Raw genomic sequence first — 20,822 nt, 5'->3', positions numbered from 1 at the left:
ATAAAGCTTTACAATCCAAAGGACTACCGTCCTAAAAATTTTTTAAGTGCTAAACTTCTGTAATAATTAAAAAAAACTTGCAATTTAAAATAATATGCTGTATAATAAACAATGTCTTAGGGGTATGGCTCAACGGTAGAGTAGTGGTCTCCAAAACCATTGGTTGTGGGTTCAAATCCTACTGCCCCTGCCAAAAAAGGTTTTTCGAATATCGAAAAACCTTTTTTTATAGGAAATTTTAATTTTTTACCTTTAAAAAATTTTGATTATAACATGGTAAAAATTATATGTGGCTCTAGTTAAAAATATTAATAACAATATACTTATAATAAAATAGAAGAGTACAAAATAAAGTGTCCAAATTAATACAAGTGTATTAATTTGGACACTTTATTTTTATTTCACTGAAACCAGCATTATCAATATATTCAAGGAAATAATTTGAATATATTAGAAAAATACTGTATAGATTTGGACAATTTTTTAACAAATGAAAGTTTTTTATATATATGAAAAATATGTTGATAAAATAAAAAAGTATTGATTTTACAATAGGTTACATGTAAAAAATTTTTTTTATAAGAATTATTATGTAGATTGGCATGCGAATTGCTATTAATATAAAGTATAAAAAGTAAAATGTTCTGATTTAGAGTTAATTTTTTATCAAATATATTGTGTTTTAGGAGAAGTAAATTTGGAAGATAAATATAAGCTTTTACTAAAATAAAGCATAGTATAATGCAAGTTCAGAAAAAACAGAGAAATGTATGACAATTTACACGATTGTCTGCTTTTTTCAGAAAGTTGGTGTATATTCATGGATTTTGTTTTTCCACTCAGACAACATGTAGGGACTCCATCTGAACCATTGGTTAAAAAAAATGATCTTATAAAAAGAGGTCAGATGATAGCAGGAAAGCCACAAGGAGCACTAGGAAGCAATATTTTTTCTAGTGTAGATGGTAAAGTAAAAGTTGTTGATATAGACCGGATTGTGATTGAAGAATCACAGACAAATTTTGAAGAATACATACCTTTACAAGGGAAGACACCAAAAGATTTGATTGAGGAATCTGGAATTGTAGGGCTAGGTGGAGCTGGGTTTCCAACCTATGTGAAATTAAATGTCTGTTTTGAAAAAAAAGGAACTGTCATAATTAATGCTGCTGAATGTGAACCGATTTTATCACATAATATAGCGCGAATTGAAAAAGAGCCGGAAAAGCTTTTGAATGGACTAATGATAATCATGAAACTTGTCAATGCTGAAAAAGGAATTGTGGCTGTAAAAGGAATTCATAGAGAAGCAATTGAAAAAATCAAAAAGGCAAATACAAATAGCCGAATTTCTGTTTATGCACTGGATAATATTTATCCAATGGGTGAGGAGCGTGCCATTGTTAGGGAGACACTTGGAATTCTTTTGGAACCAGAACAACTTCCCATGGCAGCAGATGCAGTAGTTATTAATTCAGAGACCGTGTTTCGCATACGGGAAGCCATAGAAGATAAAAAACCGCTTATGGATAAGGATATGACAGTAGCTGGAAAACTAAAAGAAAATGCATCTATTCATGTATTAATGGATGTTCCACTTGGAATAAATGTGGCAAAAGTGCTAGAAATGTCAGGAGGGATTGGCGAAGAATACGGTGAACTTATTATGGGAGGGCCATTTACTGGCAAGAGAACTTCTTTGGAGGCACCAATTATTAAGACAACTGGAGGAATTATCGCAGCTGAGAGTTTTATGCCGGGACCGTCAAAGATCGGACTTTTGGTTTGTGCATGTGGTGCAAATAAAGAACGTCTAGAAGAACAGGCATCAAGTATGGGTTCTGAAGTAGTAGGGGTTGAGTATTGTAAGCAAGCAAAACAAATTAAAAACACAAGAAAATGTGAAAATCCTGGGAGATGTCCAGGACAGGTACAGAAAGTAATGGCATTAAAGAAAGCAGGAGCACAGGCGGTACTGATCAGTAATTGTACAGATTGTAGCAATACTGTAATGTCATGTGCACCACAGTTAAAATTACCGGTTTATCATTGTACTGATGGGGCTATGCGCGCCGTTAATTATAAAATGATAAGAAGATTTAGAGAAGAAGAGTAATAGGAGGAATTAAAAATGTATATAGTTAAAATTACTGCCTTATTGTTTTACTGACGGGGCAATGTGCGCTGTTAAATATAAAATGATAAGAAGATTTAGAAAAGAAAAGTAAGGAGGAATTAAAAATGTCTATCACACAGGAAACATTGCAGCACCACTTGAAAGATCCTGCAATCTTTTGTTGCAGAAGAAAAAAAGGCTTGGCTATTAGTGCAGCAGATCTGGAAGATCCGGGATTATTTGAAGATATGCAGGAAGCGGGTCTCTTAACATTAAGTCCAGATGGTTTACGTATTGAGCAGGTAATTGGAAGCACACTGCTTCAGGATGTTGAAGCACTTACACCAATTACAAGAGACGTACTTGATAAGGTCAACGAAATAGAAGAAGCAACAAAAGAAAATGTATCCGAAGCATTACATAAAGTTGAAGCTGCTTCGGAAGTTCAGTCAAGAGTTGGAGGTAACGGAATGATTCATATTGAAATTGGAAAGGCAGAAAAATTTGAGGGCTTAAAGTTGGATGTACCTGTATTTGCTGGAGCAGCACCTGCAGTACCTGCTGAAGTGACAGAGAAAAGTGGAGAGAAGAAAGTAATTCACAATCTTGTAAAAAAGCACATTAAAATTTCAGATGTAAAGCTTGGAAATAAAACTTCTATCAAAGATGGCGTTATTACCATTGATGAAGATATTGTTAAGAGTGCAGTAACAAAAGATATTTTATGTAAGAGTCTTAAATTAGAAGTTATTCATCCAAATGAAAGACACATGTATACAGAAACAATCATGGATGTTTGTCCAATTGCTACAAAAGTTGAAGGCGAACTTGGCGAAGGTATCACAAAGGTTGCTGATGGTGTTGTATTCATGCTTACTGGTGTAGACGAAGATGGCGTACAGGTTCATGAGTTTGGTTCTTCTGAAGGATATTTGGATGAGAAGATGTATTTTGGACATCCTGGATGTGCAGATGAAAATGATATTATAATTCGTTGCCATGCAGTTATTCAAAGACTATCAGGCATGACAAGACCGGGCCCATTTGCAGCACATAAATGTCAAGATTACATTATCCAGGAAATTAGAGATGAACTGAAAGAGTATGAAGGTGAAGTTGTTCGTGAAGAAATCTGTGAAGATGTACGCAGAGCAGGAAATCCTCGTGTAGTATTAATAAAAGAAATTATGGGACAGGGCGCTATGCATGACAATGTTATCTGCCCAATAGAGCCTTGTGGAGTTCTTGGCGGACAGAAGAATGTAGATTGCGGTAATGTTCCGATTATATTAACACCAAATCAAGTAAGAGATGGGTCAATCCATGCATTGACGTGTATTGGACCTGCAACAAAAGAAATGACACGTCATTATATTAGAGAACCTCTAGTAGAAGGTTTGGCAGCAGATGATGAATTGGACTTGGTAGGTGTTATCTTTGTTGGTTCACCACAGGTTAATGATGAAAAACTTTGGGTATCTGAAAGACTTGGTTCTATGCTTGAATCACTAGATCTTGATGGCGTTATCATTACAACAGAAGGCTTTGGAAATAACCATATTGATTTCATTCAGCATATTGGTCAGGCTGGAAAGAGAGGTATTCCAGTAGTTGGTGTATCCTTCTGTGCATATCAAGGTCAATTGGTAGTTGGTAATGAATATGCTACAGCAATGGTTGAAGAAAATATGGATAAGGGCGGATTTGAAAACGATATCGCAGGTTGCTCATGTGTAACTTCAGAAGTAGCTACTCGCGCAATCCAGATGTTGAAGAATAGAATGGCAGGAGTGGAAATCAAACCAGCTGAAAAGAAATGGAACAATGATGTTATCAACGCAAACAATAAGATTTTAGGGCTTCCTGAAACAAAGCTTGTTGAAAGTGGAACATTACACTAATGGTAATGGATTATATAATTAACCCTGTGAAAATGGGAGGACTTGTGAAAGATGTGTCTGCAGACAGGGTAAAGGTTCATCTTCATGGTCGTTTGGGAGTTATTACAGTTCCCAAACGCCTGATTATAAGCCATGAGGCTTTGAGCATCGGTCAAGAGATGGAATTTTATTTCAGTTATATTCAGGTGGTAGAAGATCCATATGATTATGACTGTTCGGATATGAAAACGGATCACGAGATAACTCCATGCTTACTAGGGGGAAAAATAGTACAAGTAAATGATACTGCCATAGAAGTGGCAATAATGAATGATTTGGGAACCATAGGAGTGCCACGACGTTGGGCATTTACGCCAGTCACTATGGAAGAAGGACAGGATGTGGAGTTCTATTTCAGTTGTATGAAAGTGATTGGCAAACGGGATATCCCAGTAGAATCAATTTAAGGAGGAAAAACAATGAAATTAACAACAAAAAAAGGGATGCAATCTGAAATCTTCGTACCTATTACACCAAAACCTATATTTACAGAATTGAAAAAACCACTAAGTGAATGCAAGGTTGCTTTTATTACTGCAGGTGGAATTCATATAAAGAGCCAGACACCATTTAATACATCTGGTGATTTCTCTTATCGCACAATTCCATTTGATACACCATCTGATCAGTTAATGGTAACACATGGAGGATTTGATAACTCCGATATTAATAAAGATGTTAACGCCATGTTTCCAATTGATCGTCTTCATGAATTGGTAGACGAAGGATTCATTGGTTCTTTGCCTAAGGAAACTTATACATTTATGGGCGGTGGCGGAAACGTTGAAAAATTTATGAATGAGACAGGTCCAGAAATTGCTCGCAAATTAAAAGAGCAAGATGTAGATATCGTTCTTTGCACAGGTGGATGCGGAACCTGCCATCGTTCAGCAACAATTGTTACTAGATGCTGCGAAGAAGCAGGTATGAGTTGCTGCGTAATCGCTGCACTTCCTCCAATTGCAAGACAGCAGGGAGCGCCTAGAATTACAGCTCCTCATGTGCCAATTGGATCAAATGCCGGCGAACCACATAACATTCCACAACAGACAGCAATTATAAAAGAATCTTTAGAATGGATTCGTGATTGCCCAAGCTTTAATTCAACAAAGATATTACCTTACGAATACCGTCATAACGTATAAATTTGTCTCAATAAAAGACTGTAAGAGGACTGTCATATTATGGCAGTCTTTTTCCATAATTTTTTATTACAAATATAAAATAATGAGTCATGCAGAAAGGAGGTATATCATGGGGTTAGGACCAAGTATTAAAATGACAACAATGCACCACTTTTATTGTCCATTAACAGAAGCGCTTTCAAAGGAAAAAGATATTGAATTTACAGGTATTATTGTAGATGGTGTATCTGAAGTGTGTGATGATAAAATTTATACTTCAAAACGGGTTGGCGATATTGCGCAGATGTTACATGCAGATGCTGCAATTGTTGCAATAGATGCATGGGGAAACCATCATGTGGATTTTACTAATGTAATTGAACAGCTTGGTATTCGGGGTATTCCCAGTGTTGGACTCAGTTATATTGCTCAGCAAGGACGGCTTGTTTGTACTAACAGATATGTGGATTGTGTGATAGATTTCAATAAAAGTGCAGTTGGATATGAATCCTGTATTGTAGGAGAGAACAATTTGACGGATTACGATGCAATGAAGGCTGTTGCACTGATGAAAAATAAGCTTCGGAAGGTTGGCAAACCAGTAGATATATTATCGGATGAACCAGAACAGAATTTACGTAGGCTGACCCATAAGGTGTTTCATATTCATGAAGTTCGTTTCAGTGAGAAGACAGAGATTGACCATGGTGTTCTGACTATAAGAAAGGGAATTGAAAAGAACCTGATTCAGTCGGAACCAAGAATCAAGGATATTAAGGTCAGCATTATTGAGCCAGGAAAGTATGATATGTTTGTTAATTCCAACCTTGACTATTCTCCTATTGCTTGCAAAGTTAGGGGAGAACTGGGAGAGGGCGTTACACATTTACTTTCAGGGGTAACTGTCATGATAACTGGTGTTGAAGATAAGAGCGGATTTCAACCGTCTAATATCGGTTCTTCAGAAGGGCTTTTGAAAAATCAGGTTGTACTAGACCGTGCAGGGACTCCAAAGTCCACTGATTATATTCTCCACATTGATGTATTGTTTGAAGAGGGAGAAGGAAGAACGGCAGAAGGTATTATGGCCGGACATCGAGCAGCGGACTGGATTATTCAGGAAATTAGAAAGATGCTTTTCAATCTAGATAATATGCCATACAAAAGAGAAGAGTTCAGCGATATTGCACGGCCAGGAAAGCGTAAAGTTATCCTTGTAAAGATTATATCCGGCCTAGGAAATATGTATGATACTGCTATATTCCCATATGAGCCAGGTGGATTTCTTGGAGCTCACAATATGAGGGATTCGAAAAATATACCATATGTGATTACACCAAATCAATGCAGAGATGGAGTTATTCATTCGCTATTATAATTGAGAAATTGATTCATCTACTAAAGAAATATGAGGAGGAGTAAATATGAGAGCTACAAAAATTATACAAACAGTAGAGTCACATACTATGGGAGAGCCTACTAGAATAGTTATTGGTGGACTTCCAAAGATACCAGGGAAAACTATGCCTGACAAAATGGAATATCTTCAAAAAAACATGGATTATTTAAGAACAATGCTTATGTTTGAGCCAAGAGGGCACAATGACATGTTTGGAGCAATATATACTGAACCTTTCAGCAAAGAAGCAGATATAGGAGTAATATTTATGGATGGTGGTGGATATCTTAATATGTGTGGCCATGGGTCCATAGGCGCAGCTACTTGTGCTGTTGAAATGGGAATTGTTCCTGTAATTGAACCTTATACAAACGTTATTCTTGAAGCACCTGCTGGAATAATAAAAGCAAGAGTTAAAGTAGAAAATGGAAAGGCAAAAGAAGTTTCTATAGTAAACGTAGCGGCATTCCTATATAAAAAAGATGTGGTAGTAAATGTCCCTGAAGTTGGAGATATAACAATGGACATATCCTTTGGAGGAAGTTTTTTTGCATTGGTTAAAGCAGCAGATTTAAATATTGAACTTGAACCTGCAAATACAGCTAAACTTAATGACATAGGCATGAAAATAATACATGCAGTTAATGAACAAGTGGAAGTACAGCATCCGGTGTTAAAGCACATAAAAACTGTGGACCTTTGTGAATTCTATGGACCAGCAAAGAGCCCTGATGCAGATGTACAAAATGTAGTAGTATTTGGACAAGGACAAGTTGATAGGTCTCCTTGCGGAACAGGTACCAGTGCAAAGCTTGCAGATTTATATGCAAAGGGAGAACTTAAAGTTGGAGATTCAATAATAAATGAAAGTATAATATGCACAAAATTTGTAGGAAAAATACTAAGCGAAACTAAAGTGGGAGAATTTGATGGTATAGTTCCTGAGATAACAGGAAGTGCTTATATTACAGGATTCAGCCAGTACCTAATAGATCCTGAAGATCCAGTTAAATATGGATTTATATTAAAATAAATGTATTTAGATGTTTGCTAAATTGAAAACTAAAAGTAGATATGCTAATTAAAAGGGAGGATATTAAATGTTAATAAAAGCAGTATTAGGAGTTATGCTGGCACTAACAGTTTATTTTGCAGTAGTATTTTTTATTGATTATGCTAAAGCATCCAAAGATGGTAAATTAGAATCAAGTAATTTCTTTGCGTTAGGAGCTGTAGGGTTTATAACAAATTTTTTTGATACTTTAGGCATAGGGAGTTTTGCACCTACTACGGCGCTATTAAAGAATTTTAAATTATCCGCAGACAGAACTATACCTGGAACATTAAATGTTTCATGTACAATTCCAGTTGTAGTAGAAGCACTTATATTTATTACAGTCATTAAAGTTGAACCTGTGACACTGTTCACCATGCTTGCAGCAGCAACTGTAGGTGCATATTTTGGAGCTGGCTTTGTTTCCAAACTTGATGAAAGAAAAGTGCAGGTTGGAATGGGTAGTGCATTACTCGTTGTTGTTTTGATTATGCTTGCAGGACAGCTTGGTTTAATGCCTGTAGGTGGAGCCGAAATAGGTCTTGCTGGAGGTAAATTAGTAGCTGCTATTATTGGAAACTTAATATTAGGAGCATTGATGACATTAGGTATTGGATTATATGCACCATGTATGGCTTTAGTATTTGCTCTTGGTATGAGTGCTAAGGTTGCATTTCCAATAATGATGGGATCATGTGCATTTTTGATGCCTGTTGCAGCAGCTAAATTTGTCAAAGAAGGAGCTTATGACAGAAAAGCATCCATGGCAATAACTGTATTTGGTGTAGTGGGTGTACTTATTGCAGCTTATATAGTTAAGGAACTTCCACTTAATATATTAAAATGGTTGGTTGATATAGTAATAGTTTATACAGCCATAATGATGTTCAGGTCTACTGGAAAAAATAAATAAAAAGTGGTACTAAAATTTTTAACATACTAAAATTACAAAGAAAAGCCATGTTGAGGTTAACATGGCTTTTTTAGGTTTTGTTAGACACCATGTAAAAATTATGTAAGAAAAATAATCAGTATGTAAGATGATTTTAAAAAAAAAATATGGTATCCTATTTTTACAAAATAGTTTATAATTCATAATTTTGATATATAAAAGTTTATAAAGAAGAATTTATATAATAGTAATTGTTAAGGCAAAAACGTTATTAACGCCCATCTCTAAAAGGATAAAATTATAGCTCTTGTGCAAATTTTATCCTTTTTATAAAAATTTATTTTAGATTAATAAAAAAAATTTTTTATTATAATTTTCATATAAATAATGGAAATAACATATAAAATTTGTATAAGAAATATTGTTTTTTTATGTTATCGCCATTTTAAAAGTATGTTTTTTTTGTAGAAGTTCAATGCGAATGTCGAAAAAAATCGAATATGTATTAATGGTAAAAAGCTTGGAACAGGTTAAAAATTATAATATATGTAAACTATTTTTCAGAAATTTTCAAAATGTTTGAGTTAAAATAAATGATAATTAAAAAATTAACAATCTGATGTGTGAAAAATAGAATTTTATAATGACAAACCAAATAATAGGTTTTTATTACATAATATAATTTATATTGAAAAATAAATAATTAAAGTAATCATATGTAAACTTAAATTTTGGAAATTTCCATGGAAAAATAATAAAAAATATTTTGCATTTTATATATGGGTTGTGATATTATAATGATTAGAAGGACATTTATGAAGTCGTTTAAATATTTTCTTAAAAATCTTTAAAAAGTGTATGCATTTTTCACTTTGAATTCTAATAAGTATTTTTACAAATGCTAAAAATCATGTTTAATCTTATTCAATAATTTACCAAATTAGATTATAAAAAATAAAAAAACAAGGCTGAATTCGCATGATAATTATTGCAATATTAAGATTTTTACGAAAATACATGTTTAATTTTTAACGTTTTTGAGGTGCATAAGCATAATTTCTTTATTAATTAAATGAAAAAGATTATAATTGTAATTTTTATATACAATTATTTTCTAAATAAAAAACAATAGGGTTTTAGGTAATTAAGAGGAATTAACTCCAATATATTTAAAAGGGGTAATTCAGCAAGGAGGGAATTTATTAAAATGGATGAAAAAGTACTTTCAATCGACAAGACTACACTTGAAATGTTGGACAAAGCTAAAAAAGATGGCGTAAAAACAGCTTGGGACAGAAAAGCAGAATTAAAGGCAGCCTGTGGTTTTGGTGCTGCAGGTGTGTGCTGTAGAAATTGTAATTTAGGACCTTGTAGAGTAAGCCCAGTTCCAGGAAAAGGTGTAGAAAGAGGTATTTGCGGTGCTGACGCAGGTGTTATCGTTTCCAGAAACTTTGCTAGAATGGTTGCAGGTGGAGCAGCAGCTCACTCAGATCATGGTAGAAGTATAGCTCTCGAATTATATCATACATCCCCTGATGGTGATATAAAAGTTAAAGATGAAAAGAAATTGATGAAAGTAGCAAAAAGATTTAATGTTCCAACAGAAGGTAGAGATATATACGATATAGCTCATGATGTTGCACAAGCAGGATTAAATGATTTTGGTAGACAAATGGGAGAAGTTAATTTTCCACCAACTCTTCCTAAAAAGAGAAAAGAAATTTGGGATAACTTAGGTATAACTCCTAGAGGATTTGATAGAGAAGTAGTTTCAATCATGCATTCAACACATATAGGTTGTATGGCAGATGCTGAACCTATGATTAAAATGGCTTTGAGATGTGGACTTGCAGATGGTTGGATGGGATCATATATGGCTACAGAGTTTAGTGATATAATGTTTGGAACGCCTAAGTCAATAGATACTGAAGCAAATTTAGGAGTTCTAGGAGGCAATTCAGTAAATATTGTTTTACATGGTCATGAGCCATCACTTTCAGAAATGATTGTACAAGCAGCAGAAGAACCAGAAATGATAGCTTTAGCTAAAGAACAGGGAGCAGATGGAATAAATCTTTGTGGTATGTGTTGTACTGCAAATGAAGCTACTATGAGACATGGTATTAAATTGGCTGGAAACTTTATGCAGCAAGAATTGGCAGTAGTAACAGGTGCTGTTGAAGCTTTAGTAGTTGATGTACAATGTATATTCCCAGCACTAGCAAAATTATCTGAATCATATCACACTAAATTTATAACAACTTCACCAAAAGCTTATATTAAAGGATCAGTACGTATGGAAATGGATGAAGAACATCCACTTCAAACAGCTAGAGAAATTGTAAAAGCAGCAATAATGAACTTTAAAAATAGAGATAAGAGTAAGGTTATGATACCAGAACTTAAATCAGAAGCAATAGTTGGATATAGTACAGAAGAAATATTAAATAAATTAGATGGAGTTGTAAACTCACAAATAGGTCCAATGCAGACTACAAAACCTTTAGGAGACGTTATAGTTGCAGGTGTCTTAAGAGGAGCAGCAGGTGTAGTTGGATGTAATAATCCAAAGGTTCAACATGACTTTGGTCATATAGAAACTATAAAAGGTTTAATTAAAAATGATATTATTGTTGTTGTTACAGGCTGTGCAGCTCAAGCAGCAGCTAAAGCAGGATTACTTAAGAAGGAAGCAAGAGAACTTGCAGGTCCAGGACTTAAAAAAGTATGTGAATTAGTAGACATACCACCAGTACTTCATATGGGATCTTGCGTTGATATAAGTCGTATTTTAGAGTTAGTTGGTTCTGTAGCTAATCAACTAGGAACAGATATAAGCGACTTACCAGTAGTTGGTGTAGCTCCAGAATGGATGTCAGAAAAAGCAGTTTCAATAGGATGCTATGTAGTAGCTTCTGGTATTGATACTTGGCTTGGTGTTGTTCCTCCAGTAACAGGCAGCCCAGAAGTTGTAGATATCTTAACTAATAAAATGGAGGATTGGTTAGGCGCTAAATTCTTTATACAACCAGATCCACATAAAGCAGTAGATGAAATAGTAAACAGAATTAATGAAAAACGTAAAAAATTAGGAATATAAAGTAGTATAATTAAAGTAATATAAAGTAGTGTAATAGTGATTGCTTATATAAATAAGCAAGTATTATGCCAATCTTATAATACGAGCTACTATCCTAAAAAATAGTTTTTGGAATCAAAATGATACAAAAAAACTTTCTCGAAATGATAAAAAGTGTATATTGATTATCATTTCGAGAAAGAATTTGCTTAAAACTTATTATAAGGACTTTAAATAACTAGTGAGAAGGGGGAACTATAATATGAAGATGAAAATGGCTATAACAGGAAAAGGTGGCGTAGGTAAAAGTACTTTTTCTGCCATAATAAGTAGAATATATGCAGAGGAAGGATATAAGGTATTGGCTGTAGATGCAGATCCAGATCCTAATTTAGCATTGGCATTAGGGTTCCCACAAGAAATGATTAATGAAATAATACCAATATCAGAAATGAAAAAATTAGTGGCAGAGAGAACCAATTCCACACCGGGTGCCTTTGGAAAAATGTTTAAAATAAACCCAAAGGTTGATGATATACCTGAAAGATATTGTAAAGAATATAATGGTGTCAGAGTGTTAACAATGGGAACAGTTGATACTGGTGGAACTGGTTGTATTTGTCCAGAAAATGTGCTTCTCAAGAAGCTTACTTCTCATTTGATACTTCAAAATAAAGATATAGTAATTATGGATATGGAAGCGGGTATTGAACATTTAGGAAGAGGAACAGCTCAGGGTGTAGATGTATTTGTTGTTGTAGTAGAACCAGGAATTAGGAGTATTCAAACATACCATCATGTAAAAAAATTAGCAAAGGATATAGGTATAGATAAGGTTTTTGTAGTTGCAAATAAAATTAAAAATGAAGAAGATGAAAAATATGTACTTGAAAATGTAGGTGAAGATGCCTGTCTTGGATTTATGTACTATCGTGAAAATGTAGGAATTTCTGATAGAGTTAACCAATCTCCATATGATTCCAGTAAGGAAACTGTAGAGGAGGTAAAAAAAATAAAAGAAAAATTGGAAAAGCACGTAATTTAGAACACATAATTTTTTAATAAGTTTGACCATACTCAATATAATTTCATAGAGAAATTATTGAAGAGGTTAAAAATAAAAGAAAAATTAGAGATGGGGGTATTTTAAATGGATTTTAAATCAGACATCGAAATAGCACAAGAGTGTAAAATGGAGGACATTAGAAAAATAGCTGAAAAAGCAGGCGTACCTGAAGATGATATTGAGCTTTATGGAAAGTATAAAGCAAAAGTAAATTACAACCTTTTAAAAACAACTCCTAGTAAAAACGGAAAATTAATACTATGTACAGCAATTAATCCAACACCAGCAGGAGAAGGAAAAACCACTACATCAATAGGTGTAGCTGATGCCTTAGCAAAATTAGGTAAAAATACAATAGTTGCATTAAGAGAACCATCATTAGGGCCAGTATTTGGAGTAAAAGGTGGAGCAGCAGGTGGTGGATATGCACAAGTTGTTCCAATGGAAGACATTAACTTACATTTTACTGGCGATTTTCATGCAATAGGAGCAGCTAACAATTTACTAGCTGCAATGTTAGATAACCATATATATCAAGGAAATGCTTTAGACATTGATCCAAGAAGAATAGTTTGGAGAAGATGTGTTGATATGAACGATAGACAATTAAGGTTTATTGTTGATGGTTTGGGTGGAAAAGCTAATGGAATGCCAAGAGAAGATGGTTTTGATATAACTGTTGCTTCAGAAATAATGGCTATATTCTGTTTAGCTAGTAACATAACTGATTTAAAAGAAAGACTTGCTAGAATAGTTGTAGCATATACAAGAAGTGGAGAACCTGTAACAGCTGGACAATTAAAGGCTCAAGGACCAATGGCTGCGTTACTTAAAGATGCATTAAAACCAAATCTAGTTCAAACTTTAGAGGGAACACCAGCATTTGTTCATGGTGGACCATTTGCAAACATAGCTCATGGATGTAATTCAGTAATAGCTACAAGAATGGCGACTCATTTTGCTGATTACGTAGTTACAGAGGCAGGTTTCGGTGCTGACCTTGGAGCAGAAAAATTCCTAGATATTAAGTGTAGAATGGCTGGATTAAAACCAGATGCAGTTGTAATAGTTGCTACAGTAAGAGCATTGAAATACAACGGTGGAGTTCCAAAGGCTGATTTAAATAATGAGAACTTAGAAGCTCTTGAAAAAGGACTTCCAAACTTATTAAAGCATGTTGAAAACATAACTAAGGTATATAAGTTACCAGCAGTAGTTGCAATAAACGAATTCCCAACTGATACACAAGCTGAATTAAAGCTAGTTGAAAATAAATGTAAGGAACTTGGTGTAAATGTTAAGTTATCACAAGTTTGGGCAAAAGGCGGAGAAGGCGGAATTGAAGTTGCTAAAGAAGTAATGAGATTAATAGATCAAGGAAAGAATGATTTCCAATTCTCATATGATGAAAAATTACCAATTAAAGAAAAGATAAGAGCTATATCTAAGAAGATTTATGGTGCTGATGATGCAGTATTTACAGCACAAGCTGAAAAGGAAATAGCAGAGTTAGAAAAGAATGGATTTGGACAAACACCAGTATGTATAGCTAAAACTCAGTATTCTTTAACTGATGATCAGACTAAACTTGGAAGACCAACAGGATTTAAGATTACAGTAAGACAAGTAACAATTTCAGCAGGAGCAGGTTTTGTTGTTGCTGTAACTGGATCAATAATGAAGATGCCAGGACTTCCTAAGGTTCCAGCAGCTGAAAGAATTGATGTTGATGAAAATGGAGTAATAAGCGGATTATTCTAGCTTCAGAGGAGGAAATTGCGATGAAACTAGCAGATAAAACTTGTACAGATTTTATAGAAGTTCTTGCGTCAAAGGCAGCAGTACCTGGTGGAGGTGGAGCTGCAGCTTTAGTAGGAGCTATAGGAATGGCATTAGGAAGTATGGTTTGTAATCTTACTATAGGAAAGAAAAAATATGCTCAGTATGAAGAAAAAGTTCAAGGGATACTTGATAAAGCAGAACAACTTCAAGAAGAACTTCTAAAACTTATAGATGCTGATGCAGAATGCTTTCTTCCTCTTTCAAAAGCATATGGAATGCCTAAGGAAACTGAAGAGGAGAAAAAGCTAAAAGAAGAAACTTTGCAGAAATGTTTAAAGTCTGCCTGTGAAGTTCCAGTAGCTATAGTTAAACAGTGTTATGAATCTATAAAACTTCATGAAGCATTAGTTGATAACTGCTCTATGCTTGCTATAAGTGATGTTGGAGTTGGAGTACAGGCTTTAAGAGCTGCTATAATTGGTGCTCAATTAAATGTGATAATTAACATAAATTCAATCAAAGATGAAGCTTATGTTGAAAAAGTAAAAAAGGAAACGGAGCCTTTAATACAGGACGGAACAAAAATAGCGGATGAAGTTTATGAAAAAGTAGTAAAAGCACTTAGTAAATAACGGCTTTAATTAATTAGATAAAATGATATCTATGGGAAGAAGTTTAGCTTCTTCCTATGGATGTCAAAATAATTAAATGCTATTAATTAATAATTTTGTTTATGAAGGAGATTGTAAGTATGGGTCAAATAATTAAGGGAAAGCCAGTTGCAGATGCGATAAGTACGGTTTTAACTAAGGAAGTAGAGGAATTAAAGGCTAAGGGTATTACTCCAAAACTTACTATAGTAAGAGTTGGAGCAAACGGAAGTGACCTTGCTTATGAAAGAGGAGCTCTTAAAAGATGCGCTGCTATAGGAATAGACACAGAAGTAAAAGAGCTTCCAGAAAACATAGAACAAGACGATTTCATAGCAGAACTTAAGAAAGTAAATGAAGATAAAGCTACTAATGGTATATTAATCTTTAGACCATTCCCAAAACAACTAGACGAAAGTGTTATTAAATATATAATCGCACCAGAAAAGGACGTTGATTGTTTTAGTCCTGTAAATGTTGCTAAATTAATGGAAAAGGATGAAACTGGTTTTGCACCTTGTACTCCATCTGCAGTAATTGAAATATTAAAGTATTATAATGTTCCTATGAAAGGGAAAAATGCTGTAGTTATAGGAAGATCTATGGTAGTAGGAAAACCAGTATCAATGTTGCTCTTAAATGAAAATGCAACAGTTACTATATGTCATTCAAAAACTCAGGACATGCCTTCAGTAACTTCCAAAGCTGATATAGTAATAGTTGGAATTGGTAAAGCTAAAATGATAGATTCTAAGTATATCGGTAATGAAGCTGTAGTTATAGATGTTGGTATCAATGTTGATGAAAAAGGAAATCTATGTGGAGATGCAGATACTGACAGTTGTATAGAAAAGGCTTCAATGATAACACCAGTTCCAGCAGGAGTAGGTTCAGTTACAACTTCAATACTTGCTAAACATGTGGTAAAAGCATGTAAATTGCAAAATAATCTAGTATAAGCATTTATTAAGATGGAGGAATAAGAATGATTATTTCAGAAAAAAAACCTTTTGAAGAGGTACTCGAATATCTTAAAGATAGCAAAAAAGTAATACTAACAGGTTGTTCTTTATGTGCTTCCACTTGTAAAGTAGGTGGAGAAGAAGAAGTATTGGAAATGAAAACTAAATTAGAGGAAAATGGCAAAGCAGTTTTAGGATATAAAATACTAGATCCTTCCTGCAATTTATTGAAAACTAGAAAGGATCTAAAGGCATTAAAGGAAGAATTAAAAGAGGCTGATGCGGTTTTATCTATGGCCTGTGGCGATGGAACTCAAACAGTTGCAAAGCTTTTAAAAATTCCTGTTTATCCAGCTAACAATACATCATTTATAGGTGAGATAGAAAGAGTTGGACAGTATAAGGAAGCTTGTAAAGCTTGTGGAAGTTGTCAACTCGGATGGACTGGTGGAATCTGTCCAATAACAATGTGTGCTAAAGGTCTTTTAAATGGACCTTGTGGTGGCGCAAGAGATGGAAAGTGTGAAGTGGATCCGGAAAATGATTGTGCTTGGATTTTAATATACAATAAGTTAAAAGAATTAGATAAGCTTGATAATTTATTAGAAATTAAAGAGCCAAGAGACTATCAAATTAATGCGCATCCAAGAAAAGTAGATTTAAGAGATAAGGAATAATTCTAAGGGGGATTAAAAATGAGCCTATTGAAAGAAGCTTTCGAAAGAGGAGAATTTGGAATAACAGCAGAAATGGCTCCTCCAAAAGGTATAGATCTTTCTCATTTAATAGAATGTGCTAAAGCAATAAAAGGGAGAGCACATGGAGTTAATGTTACAGATTTTCAATCTGCAACTTTAAAGGCTACTTCTTTAGCAACATGTAAAGTATTAAAGGATGCAGGATTAGAGCCTGTTCTTCAAATAACAGGGAGAGATAGAAATAGAATAGCAATTCAAGGAGAACTTTTATCTGCAGGGGTATTTGAAATTGAAAATGTACTAGCTCTTACGGGAGATTACACAATGACAGGAGATCATCCAGGAGCTAAGCCGGTTTATGATTTGGATAGTGTAGGAATACTTAGTGTGGCAAGCACTATAGCACAAGGAAAAGATATGTCAGGCAATGATTTAACTGGTACACCTAAATTTTATTTAGGAGCTTGTGTAACTCCAAGATATGACCCTTTAGAATTACAAATTTTAAAAATGGAAAAGAAAATAAAAGCTGGTGCTAAATTTTTTCAAACACAAGCTGTATATGATATAGATACTTTAAAAATTTTTAGAGAAAAAACTAAGCATTTAGATGCAAAACTTATGGTGGGTATAATTCCGTTAAAGTCAGCAGGTATGGCTAAATATATGAATAAAAATGTTCCAGGAATATTTGTTCCAGATGAATTGATTGAAAGAATGAAGGGTGCGGAAAATAAAGTTCAAGAAGGAATAAAAATATCTGGAGAGTTTATAAAGAAGGTAAAAGAAGAGGGCCTTTGTGATGGAGTTCACATAATGGCAATTGGTGCGGAAGAAAATGTGCCATTAATCTTAGATCAGGCAGGATTATAAAATCGAAGGGGCGATTATAAATGAAAATAGTTGTTATTGGCGGGGGACCAGGCGGATATGTAGCTGCACTTAAAGCTGCAATGTTAGGTGCAGATGTTACTGTAGTTGAAAAAGGTAAAGTAGGAGGAACTTGCTTAAATGTAGGATGCATACCTACAAAAGCTCTACTTGCTTGCTCAGATGTATTAAATACAGTAAAAGAAGCTAAAAAATTTGGTATTAATTTTGAAGCCGATGTAAAAGCTGATTTTGAAGCTATAATGCAAAGAAAAGAAAAAGTTGTTACTAACCTTGTAAAGGGTATTGAATATTTACTTGAGAACAGGAGCGTAAAACTTGTAAGAGGAGCAGGAAGATTAGTAAGCAATAAAGAAGTTGAAGTTACAAAGGAAGATGGAACAAAGGAAAGTATACCAGCAGACAAGATAATTATTGCTACAGGTTCTATACCAGTAGTTCCAAGATTCCTCCCTTATGACGGAAAAAATGTAATGACTTCTGATGAAGTTTTGAATCTTAAAGAGCAACCAAAATCAATGATCGTTGTTGGTGGAGGTGTAATAGGTTGTGAAATAGGACAATTCTTAAGTAGACTTGGAACTGAAGTTAAAATAGTAGAAATGTTACCACAATTATTGCCTCTTGAGGATGAAGATACAGCAAAAATACTACAAAGAAGCTTTAAACAAGGAAAGATAAAGTTCTTTGTAGGTGATGGTATTTCAACTGTAGAAGTTGGCGAGGGTAATGTAGTTGCAACTTTACAAAGTGGCAAAAAAGTAGAAGCAGAAAAGATGCTTGTAGCTATTGGTAGAAGACCATATACTGATGGCCTTGGATTAGAAGAATTAGGAATACAAGCTGATAGAGGTAAAGTAATAGTTAATGAGTATTTAGAAACTAATATAGAAGGAATTTATGCTATAGGTGATTTAACTATAAGTCCTGACTTAGCTCATGTAGCTTCAAGACAGGGAATGGTAGCTGTAGAAAATGCTATATTAGATAAAAAGAAGAAAATGAGTTATAAAGCTGTACCAGGCTGTGTGTTCACAGAACCAGAAGTTGCTTCTGTTGGAATGAAAGAAAAGCAAGCTAAAGAAGCTGGTATAAATTATAAAGTAGGAAAATTTGATTTCAGAGGATTAGGAAAAGCTCAAGCTATGGGTAAATTACAAGGTTTTGTAAAAGTAATTACAGATGAAAAAGATGTAATTATTGGAGCTGCTATAATCGGAGAACGTGCAGCAGATATGCTTGGGGAATTAACAGTAGCTTGTGAACTTGGATTAACAGCAGAACAAGTAGGAGAAGTAATTCATCCACATCCAACTTTATGTGAAGGAATTATGGAAGCACTTCATGATGTTCATAAACAATGTGTTCATTCAGTAGAGTAAAGAATAGGACTTAGAAGCCCTATACATGACAATAGAAGGAGGTTATACAATGGCATATAAAATAGCTGTAGCAGGAAAAGGTGGAACTGGTAAAACTACATTAACAGGATTGTTAATAGATTATCTTGTAAAAAAAGGAGAAAAACCAATACTAGCTGTAGATGCTGATGCAAATGCTAATTTAAATGAAGTTTTAGGTGAAGAAGTAGAAGAAACTATAGGGGATATAAAAGAAGATGTAAACCAAAAATCACTTGAAGGTAATAAATTTCCGGGAGGCATGTTAAAAGCTGATTACTTAAAATACAAATTAAATACATCCATAACGGAAGGCGATGGCTATGACATGATTGTAATGGGAAGATCCCAAGGGCCTGGATGCTATTGTTATGTAAATGGGGTGTTAAAGTCTCAGATAGATTCTTTAGCTGCAAATTATCAATATATAATTATAGATAATGAAGCTGGAATGGAGCATTTGAGCAGGAAGCTAGTTGAGAATATTGATACATTATTTTTAATAAGCGACTGCTCTAGAAGAGGTATTCAAGCTGTAGGAAGAATAAGAAGGTTAGTTGATGAATTGAAATTAAAAGTAGGCCAAATTTTTCTTATAGTTAATAGAGCTCCAGAAGGCAAAATAAATGATGGAACTATGGAAGAAATAAAAAAACAAGATCTAGATTTATTAGGTGTTGTACCTATGGATTCTACCATTTATGAGTATGATACAAGTGGGAAACCTCTAGTAGATATGCCAGAGGATTCCCCTTCTAAAAAAACACTATATGATATTTTATCAAAAATCCAATTTAATAAATAATTTAAGGAGGCATTAAGTTATGTTCAAAAAGTCAGTACAGAAATTTTCAGGAAAGATTTGTGAAGTAGAAATTGGAACAGGTGAAAAAGCTATAAAATTAGGTGGAGAAAGTGTTCTTCCTTTTTATTCCTTTGATGGAGATACAGGAAACGCTCCTAAATTGGGTATGGATATTACAGATGATTTAGAAGGTTGGCCAAAGGCAATATTAGAGCTTTATAAAGATGTATGTAATGATCCAGTTGCTTGGGCAAAGTGCATTGAAGAAAAATATGCTCCTGATTTTATCTGTTTAAAATTAGATTCAGCAGATCCAAATGGAAAAGATAATTCAGTTGAAGAGTGTGCTAAAACAGCAAAGGCTGTGGTAGAAGCTATAAAAACTCCTCTTGTTGTAGCTGGAACAGGAAATCATGATAAAGATGCTAAGTTATTTGAAAAAATTGCTCAAGAATTAGATGGACACAATGTTCTTCTTTTATCAGCAGTAGAAGATAACTACAAAACTATAGCAGCAGCAGGTGCAATGGCATATAACCATAAGATTGGTGCAGAATCATCTGTTGACATAAACCTTGCAAAACAAATAAACATATTAGTAAATCAATTGGGTGTTGGTAATGAAAAAATAATTGATAATGTAGGATGTTCAGCAGCAGGGTATGGATATGAATATGTTATTTCAACTTTAGATAGAGTTAGACTAGCAGCATTAGGACAAAATGATAAAACTTTACAGGTGCCTATAATTACACCAGTTGCATTTGAAACTTGGAAGGTAAAAGAATCAGTTGATGAAGAAACATGGGATAACTTAGAGGAAAGAGGAATTTCTATGGAAGTTTCAACAGCAGCAGGCGTTTTAGCATCAGGATCAAATGCAGTAATTCTACGTCATCCAAAATCATTAGAAACTATTAAAAAATTTGTAAGCGAATTATTAGCTTAATGTAAATTTAAATTT

The 20,822-nt window shown here is 34.0% G+C and carries 17 protein-coding genes and 1 tRNA gene; all 18 read left to right on the top strand.

Annotated features, from left to right (window positions below; all coding sequences use genetic code 11):
• The first annotated feature begins 118 nt into the window (after window positions 1–118).
• The 18 genes from EG57_RS0224280 to acsD all read left to right on the top strand — a co-directional run bounded on the left by EG57_RS0224280 (window position 119) and on the right by acsD (window position 20,807).
• A tRNA-Trp gene (locus EG57_RS0224280) sits at window positions 119–193 on the top strand.
• Between the two features lie 627 nt (window positions 194–820).
• On the top strand, window positions 821–2,116 hold the full coding sequence (gene prdC / locus EG57_RS0224275) for a proline reductase-associated electron transfer protein PrdC (RefSeq protein ID WP_032079657.1): 1,296 nt from the start codon (window positions 821–823) through the stop codon (window positions 2,114–2,116).
• Window positions 2,117–2,241: 125 nt separating this feature from the next.
• Window positions 2,242–4,017 carry a D-proline reductase (dithiol) proprotein PrdA gene (gene prdA / locus EG57_RS0224270; RefSeq protein ID WP_032079656.1) on the top strand — a complete coding sequence of 592 codons (1,776 nt, stop codon included), beginning with the start codon at window positions 2,242–2,244 and terminating at the stop codon, window positions 4,015–4,017.
• A complete protein-coding gene (locus EG57_RS0224265) occupies window positions 4,017–4,463 on the top strand; it encodes a CBO2463/CBO2479 domain-containing protein (protein WP_032079655.1) in 447 nt (148 codons plus the stop codon). Before prdA ends, EG57_RS0224265 begins: the two co-directional genes overlap by 1 nt.
• Before the next feature lie 12 nt (window positions 4,464–4,475).
• Complete coding sequence (prdB, locus tag EG57_RS0224260; protein ID WP_032079654.1) at window positions 4,476–5,201, top strand: D-proline reductase (dithiol) protein PrdB; 726 nt, start codon at window positions 4,476–4,478, stop codon at window positions 5,199–5,201.
• A gap of 109 nt (window positions 5,202–5,310) precedes the next feature.
• Window positions 5,311–6,558, top strand: a complete 1,248-nt coding sequence (locus EG57_RS0224255) for a glycine/sarcosine/betaine reductase component B subunit (RefSeq protein ID WP_032079653.1) — start codon at window positions 5,311–5,313, stop codon at window positions 6,556–6,558.
• A 46-nt stretch (window positions 6,559–6,604) separates the two neighbouring features.
• Window positions 6,605–7,612 (top strand): proline racemase, encoded by a 1,008-nt coding sequence (locus EG57_RS0224250; protein WP_032079652.1) that lies wholly within the window; start codon window positions 6,605–6,607, stop codon window positions 7,610–7,612.
• 67 nt (window positions 7,613–7,679) lie between these two features.
• The gene (locus tag EG57_RS0224245) at window positions 7,680–8,546 is read left to right on the top strand and encodes a sulfite exporter TauE/SafE family protein (RefSeq protein ID WP_032079651.1); all 867 of its coding nucleotides are present in this window, start codon (window positions 7,680–7,682) and stop codon (window positions 8,544–8,546) included.
• A gap of 1,186 nt (window positions 8,547–9,732) precedes the next feature.
• Window positions 9,733–11,625: an anaerobic carbon-monoxide dehydrogenase catalytic subunit gene (gene cooS / locus EG57_RS0224240; RefSeq protein ID WP_032079650.1), complete on the top strand. Its 1,893-nt coding sequence runs from the start codon at window positions 9,733–9,735 to the stop codon at window positions 11,623–11,625.
• Between the two features lie 241 nt (window positions 11,626–11,866).
• Window positions 11,867–12,649 carry an ATP-binding protein gene (locus EG57_RS0224235; RefSeq protein ID WP_032079649.1) on the top strand — a complete coding sequence of 261 codons (783 nt, stop codon included), beginning with the start codon at window positions 11,867–11,869 and terminating at the stop codon, window positions 12,647–12,649.
• A gap of 105 nt (window positions 12,650–12,754) precedes the next feature.
• On the top strand, window positions 12,755–14,431 hold the full coding sequence (locus EG57_RS0224230; protein WP_032079648.1) for a formate--tetrahydrofolate ligase: 1,677 nt from the start codon (window positions 12,755–12,757) through the stop codon (window positions 14,429–14,431).
• 20 nt (window positions 14,432–14,451) lie between these two features.
• Window positions 14,452–15,084, top strand: a complete 633-nt coding sequence (locus tag EG57_RS0224225; RefSeq protein ID WP_032079647.1) for a cyclodeaminase/cyclohydrolase family protein — start codon at window positions 14,452–14,454, stop codon at window positions 15,082–15,084.
• A 119-nt stretch (window positions 15,085–15,203) separates the two neighbouring features.
• Window positions 15,204–16,061 (top strand): bifunctional 5,10-methylenetetrahydrofolate dehydrogenase/5,10-methenyltetrahydrofolate cyclohydrolase, encoded by an 858-nt coding sequence (locus EG57_RS0224220; RefSeq protein WP_032079646.1) that lies wholly within the window; start codon window positions 15,204–15,206, stop codon window positions 16,059–16,061.
• Window positions 16,062–16,087: 26 nt separating this feature from the next.
• A complete protein-coding gene (locus tag EG57_RS0224215; RefSeq protein ID WP_032079645.1) occupies window positions 16,088–16,741 on the top strand; it encodes a methylenetetrahydrofolate reductase C-terminal domain-containing protein in 654 nt (217 codons plus the stop codon).
• 18 nt (window positions 16,742–16,759) lie between these two features.
• Window positions 16,760–17,635 carry a methylenetetrahydrofolate reductase gene (locus EG57_RS0224210; protein WP_032079644.1) on the top strand — a complete coding sequence of 292 codons (876 nt, stop codon included), beginning with the start codon at window positions 16,760–16,762 and terminating at the stop codon, window positions 17,633–17,635.
• Window positions 17,636–17,655: 20 nt separating this feature from the next.
• The gene (gene lpdA, locus EG57_RS0224205) at window positions 17,656–19,035 is read left to right on the top strand and encodes a dihydrolipoyl dehydrogenase (protein WP_032079643.1); all 1,380 of its coding nucleotides are present in this window, start codon (window positions 17,656–17,658) and stop codon (window positions 19,033–19,035) included.
• A 49-nt stretch (window positions 19,036–19,084) separates the two neighbouring features.
• Complete coding sequence (locus EG57_RS0224200) at window positions 19,085–19,858, top strand: ATP-binding protein (RefSeq protein ID WP_032079642.1); 774 nt, start codon at window positions 19,085–19,087, stop codon at window positions 19,856–19,858.
• A 19-nt stretch (window positions 19,859–19,877) separates the two neighbouring features.
• Window positions 19,878–20,807 carry an acetyl-CoA decarbonylase/synthase complex subunit delta gene (acsD, locus tag EG57_RS0224195; protein ID WP_032079641.1) on the top strand — a complete coding sequence of 310 codons (930 nt, stop codon included), beginning with the start codon at window positions 19,878–19,880 and terminating at the stop codon, window positions 20,805–20,807.
• Window positions 20,808–20,822 lie beyond the last annotated feature (15 nt).

This window comes from Clostridium drakei, assembly GCF_000633595.2.
Lineage (GTDB): Bacteria > Bacillota > Clostridia > Clostridiales > Clostridiaceae > Clostridium_AM > Clostridium_AM drakei.
Note: the sequence above shows the minus strand (reverse complement) of the source record. Positions and strands in the feature narration are given on the sequence as shown.

Coding starts and splice junctions, on each gene's coding strand:
- EG57_RS0224215 (WP_032079645.1), top strand. CDS start 16,088: ATGATTATTTCAGAAAAAAAACCTTTTGAAGAGGTACTCGAATATCTT.
- EG57_RS0224225 (WP_032079647.1), top strand. CDS start 14,452: ATGAAACTAGCAGATAAAACTTGTACAGATTTTATAGAAGTTCTTGCG.
- prdC (WP_032079657.1), top strand. CDS start 821: ATGGATTTTGTTTTTCCACTCAGACAACATGTAGGGACTCCATCTGAA.
- EG57_RS0224220 (WP_032079646.1), top strand. CDS start 15,204: ATGGGTCAAATAATTAAGGGAAAGCCAGTTGCAGATGCGATAAGTACG.
- EG57_RS0224245 (WP_032079651.1), top strand. CDS start 7,680: ATGTTAATAAAAGCAGTATTAGGAGTTATGCTGGCACTAACAGTTTAT.
- lpdA (WP_032079643.1), top strand. CDS start 17,656: ATGAAAATAGTTGTTATTGGCGGGGGACCAGGCGGATATGTAGCTGCA.
- EG57_RS0224210 (WP_032079644.1), top strand. CDS start 16,760: ATGAGCCTATTGAAAGAAGCTTTCGAAAGAGGAGAATTTGGAATAACA.
- EG57_RS0224250 (WP_032079652.1), top strand. CDS start 6,605: ATGAGAGCTACAAAAATTATACAAACAGTAGAGTCACATACTATGGGA.
- prdB (WP_032079654.1), top strand. CDS start 4,476: ATGAAATTAACAACAAAAAAAGGGATGCAATCTGAAATCTTCGTACCT.
- acsD (WP_032079641.1), top strand. CDS start 19,878: ATGTTCAAAAAGTCAGTACAGAAATTTTCAGGAAAGATTTGTGAAGTA.
- EG57_RS0224200 (WP_032079642.1), top strand. CDS start 19,085: ATGGCATATAAAATAGCTGTAGCAGGAAAAGGTGGAACTGGTAAAACT.
- prdA (WP_032079656.1), top strand. CDS start 2,242: ATGTCTATCACACAGGAAACATTGCAGCACCACTTGAAAGATCCTGCA.
- EG57_RS0224255 (WP_032079653.1), top strand. CDS start 5,311: ATGGGGTTAGGACCAAGTATTAAAATGACAACAATGCACCACTTTTAT.
- EG57_RS0224230 (WP_032079648.1), top strand. CDS start 12,755: ATGGATTTTAAATCAGACATCGAAATAGCACAAGAGTGTAAAATGGAG.
- cooS (WP_032079650.1), top strand. CDS start 9,733: ATGGATGAAAAAGTACTTTCAATCGACAAGACTACACTTGAAATGTTG.
- EG57_RS0224265 (WP_032079655.1), top strand. CDS start 4,017: ATGGTAATGGATTATATAATTAACCCTGTGAAAATGGGAGGACTTGTG.
- EG57_RS0224235 (WP_032079649.1), top strand. CDS start 11,867: ATGAAGATGAAAATGGCTATAACAGGAAAAGGTGGCGTAGGTAAAAGT.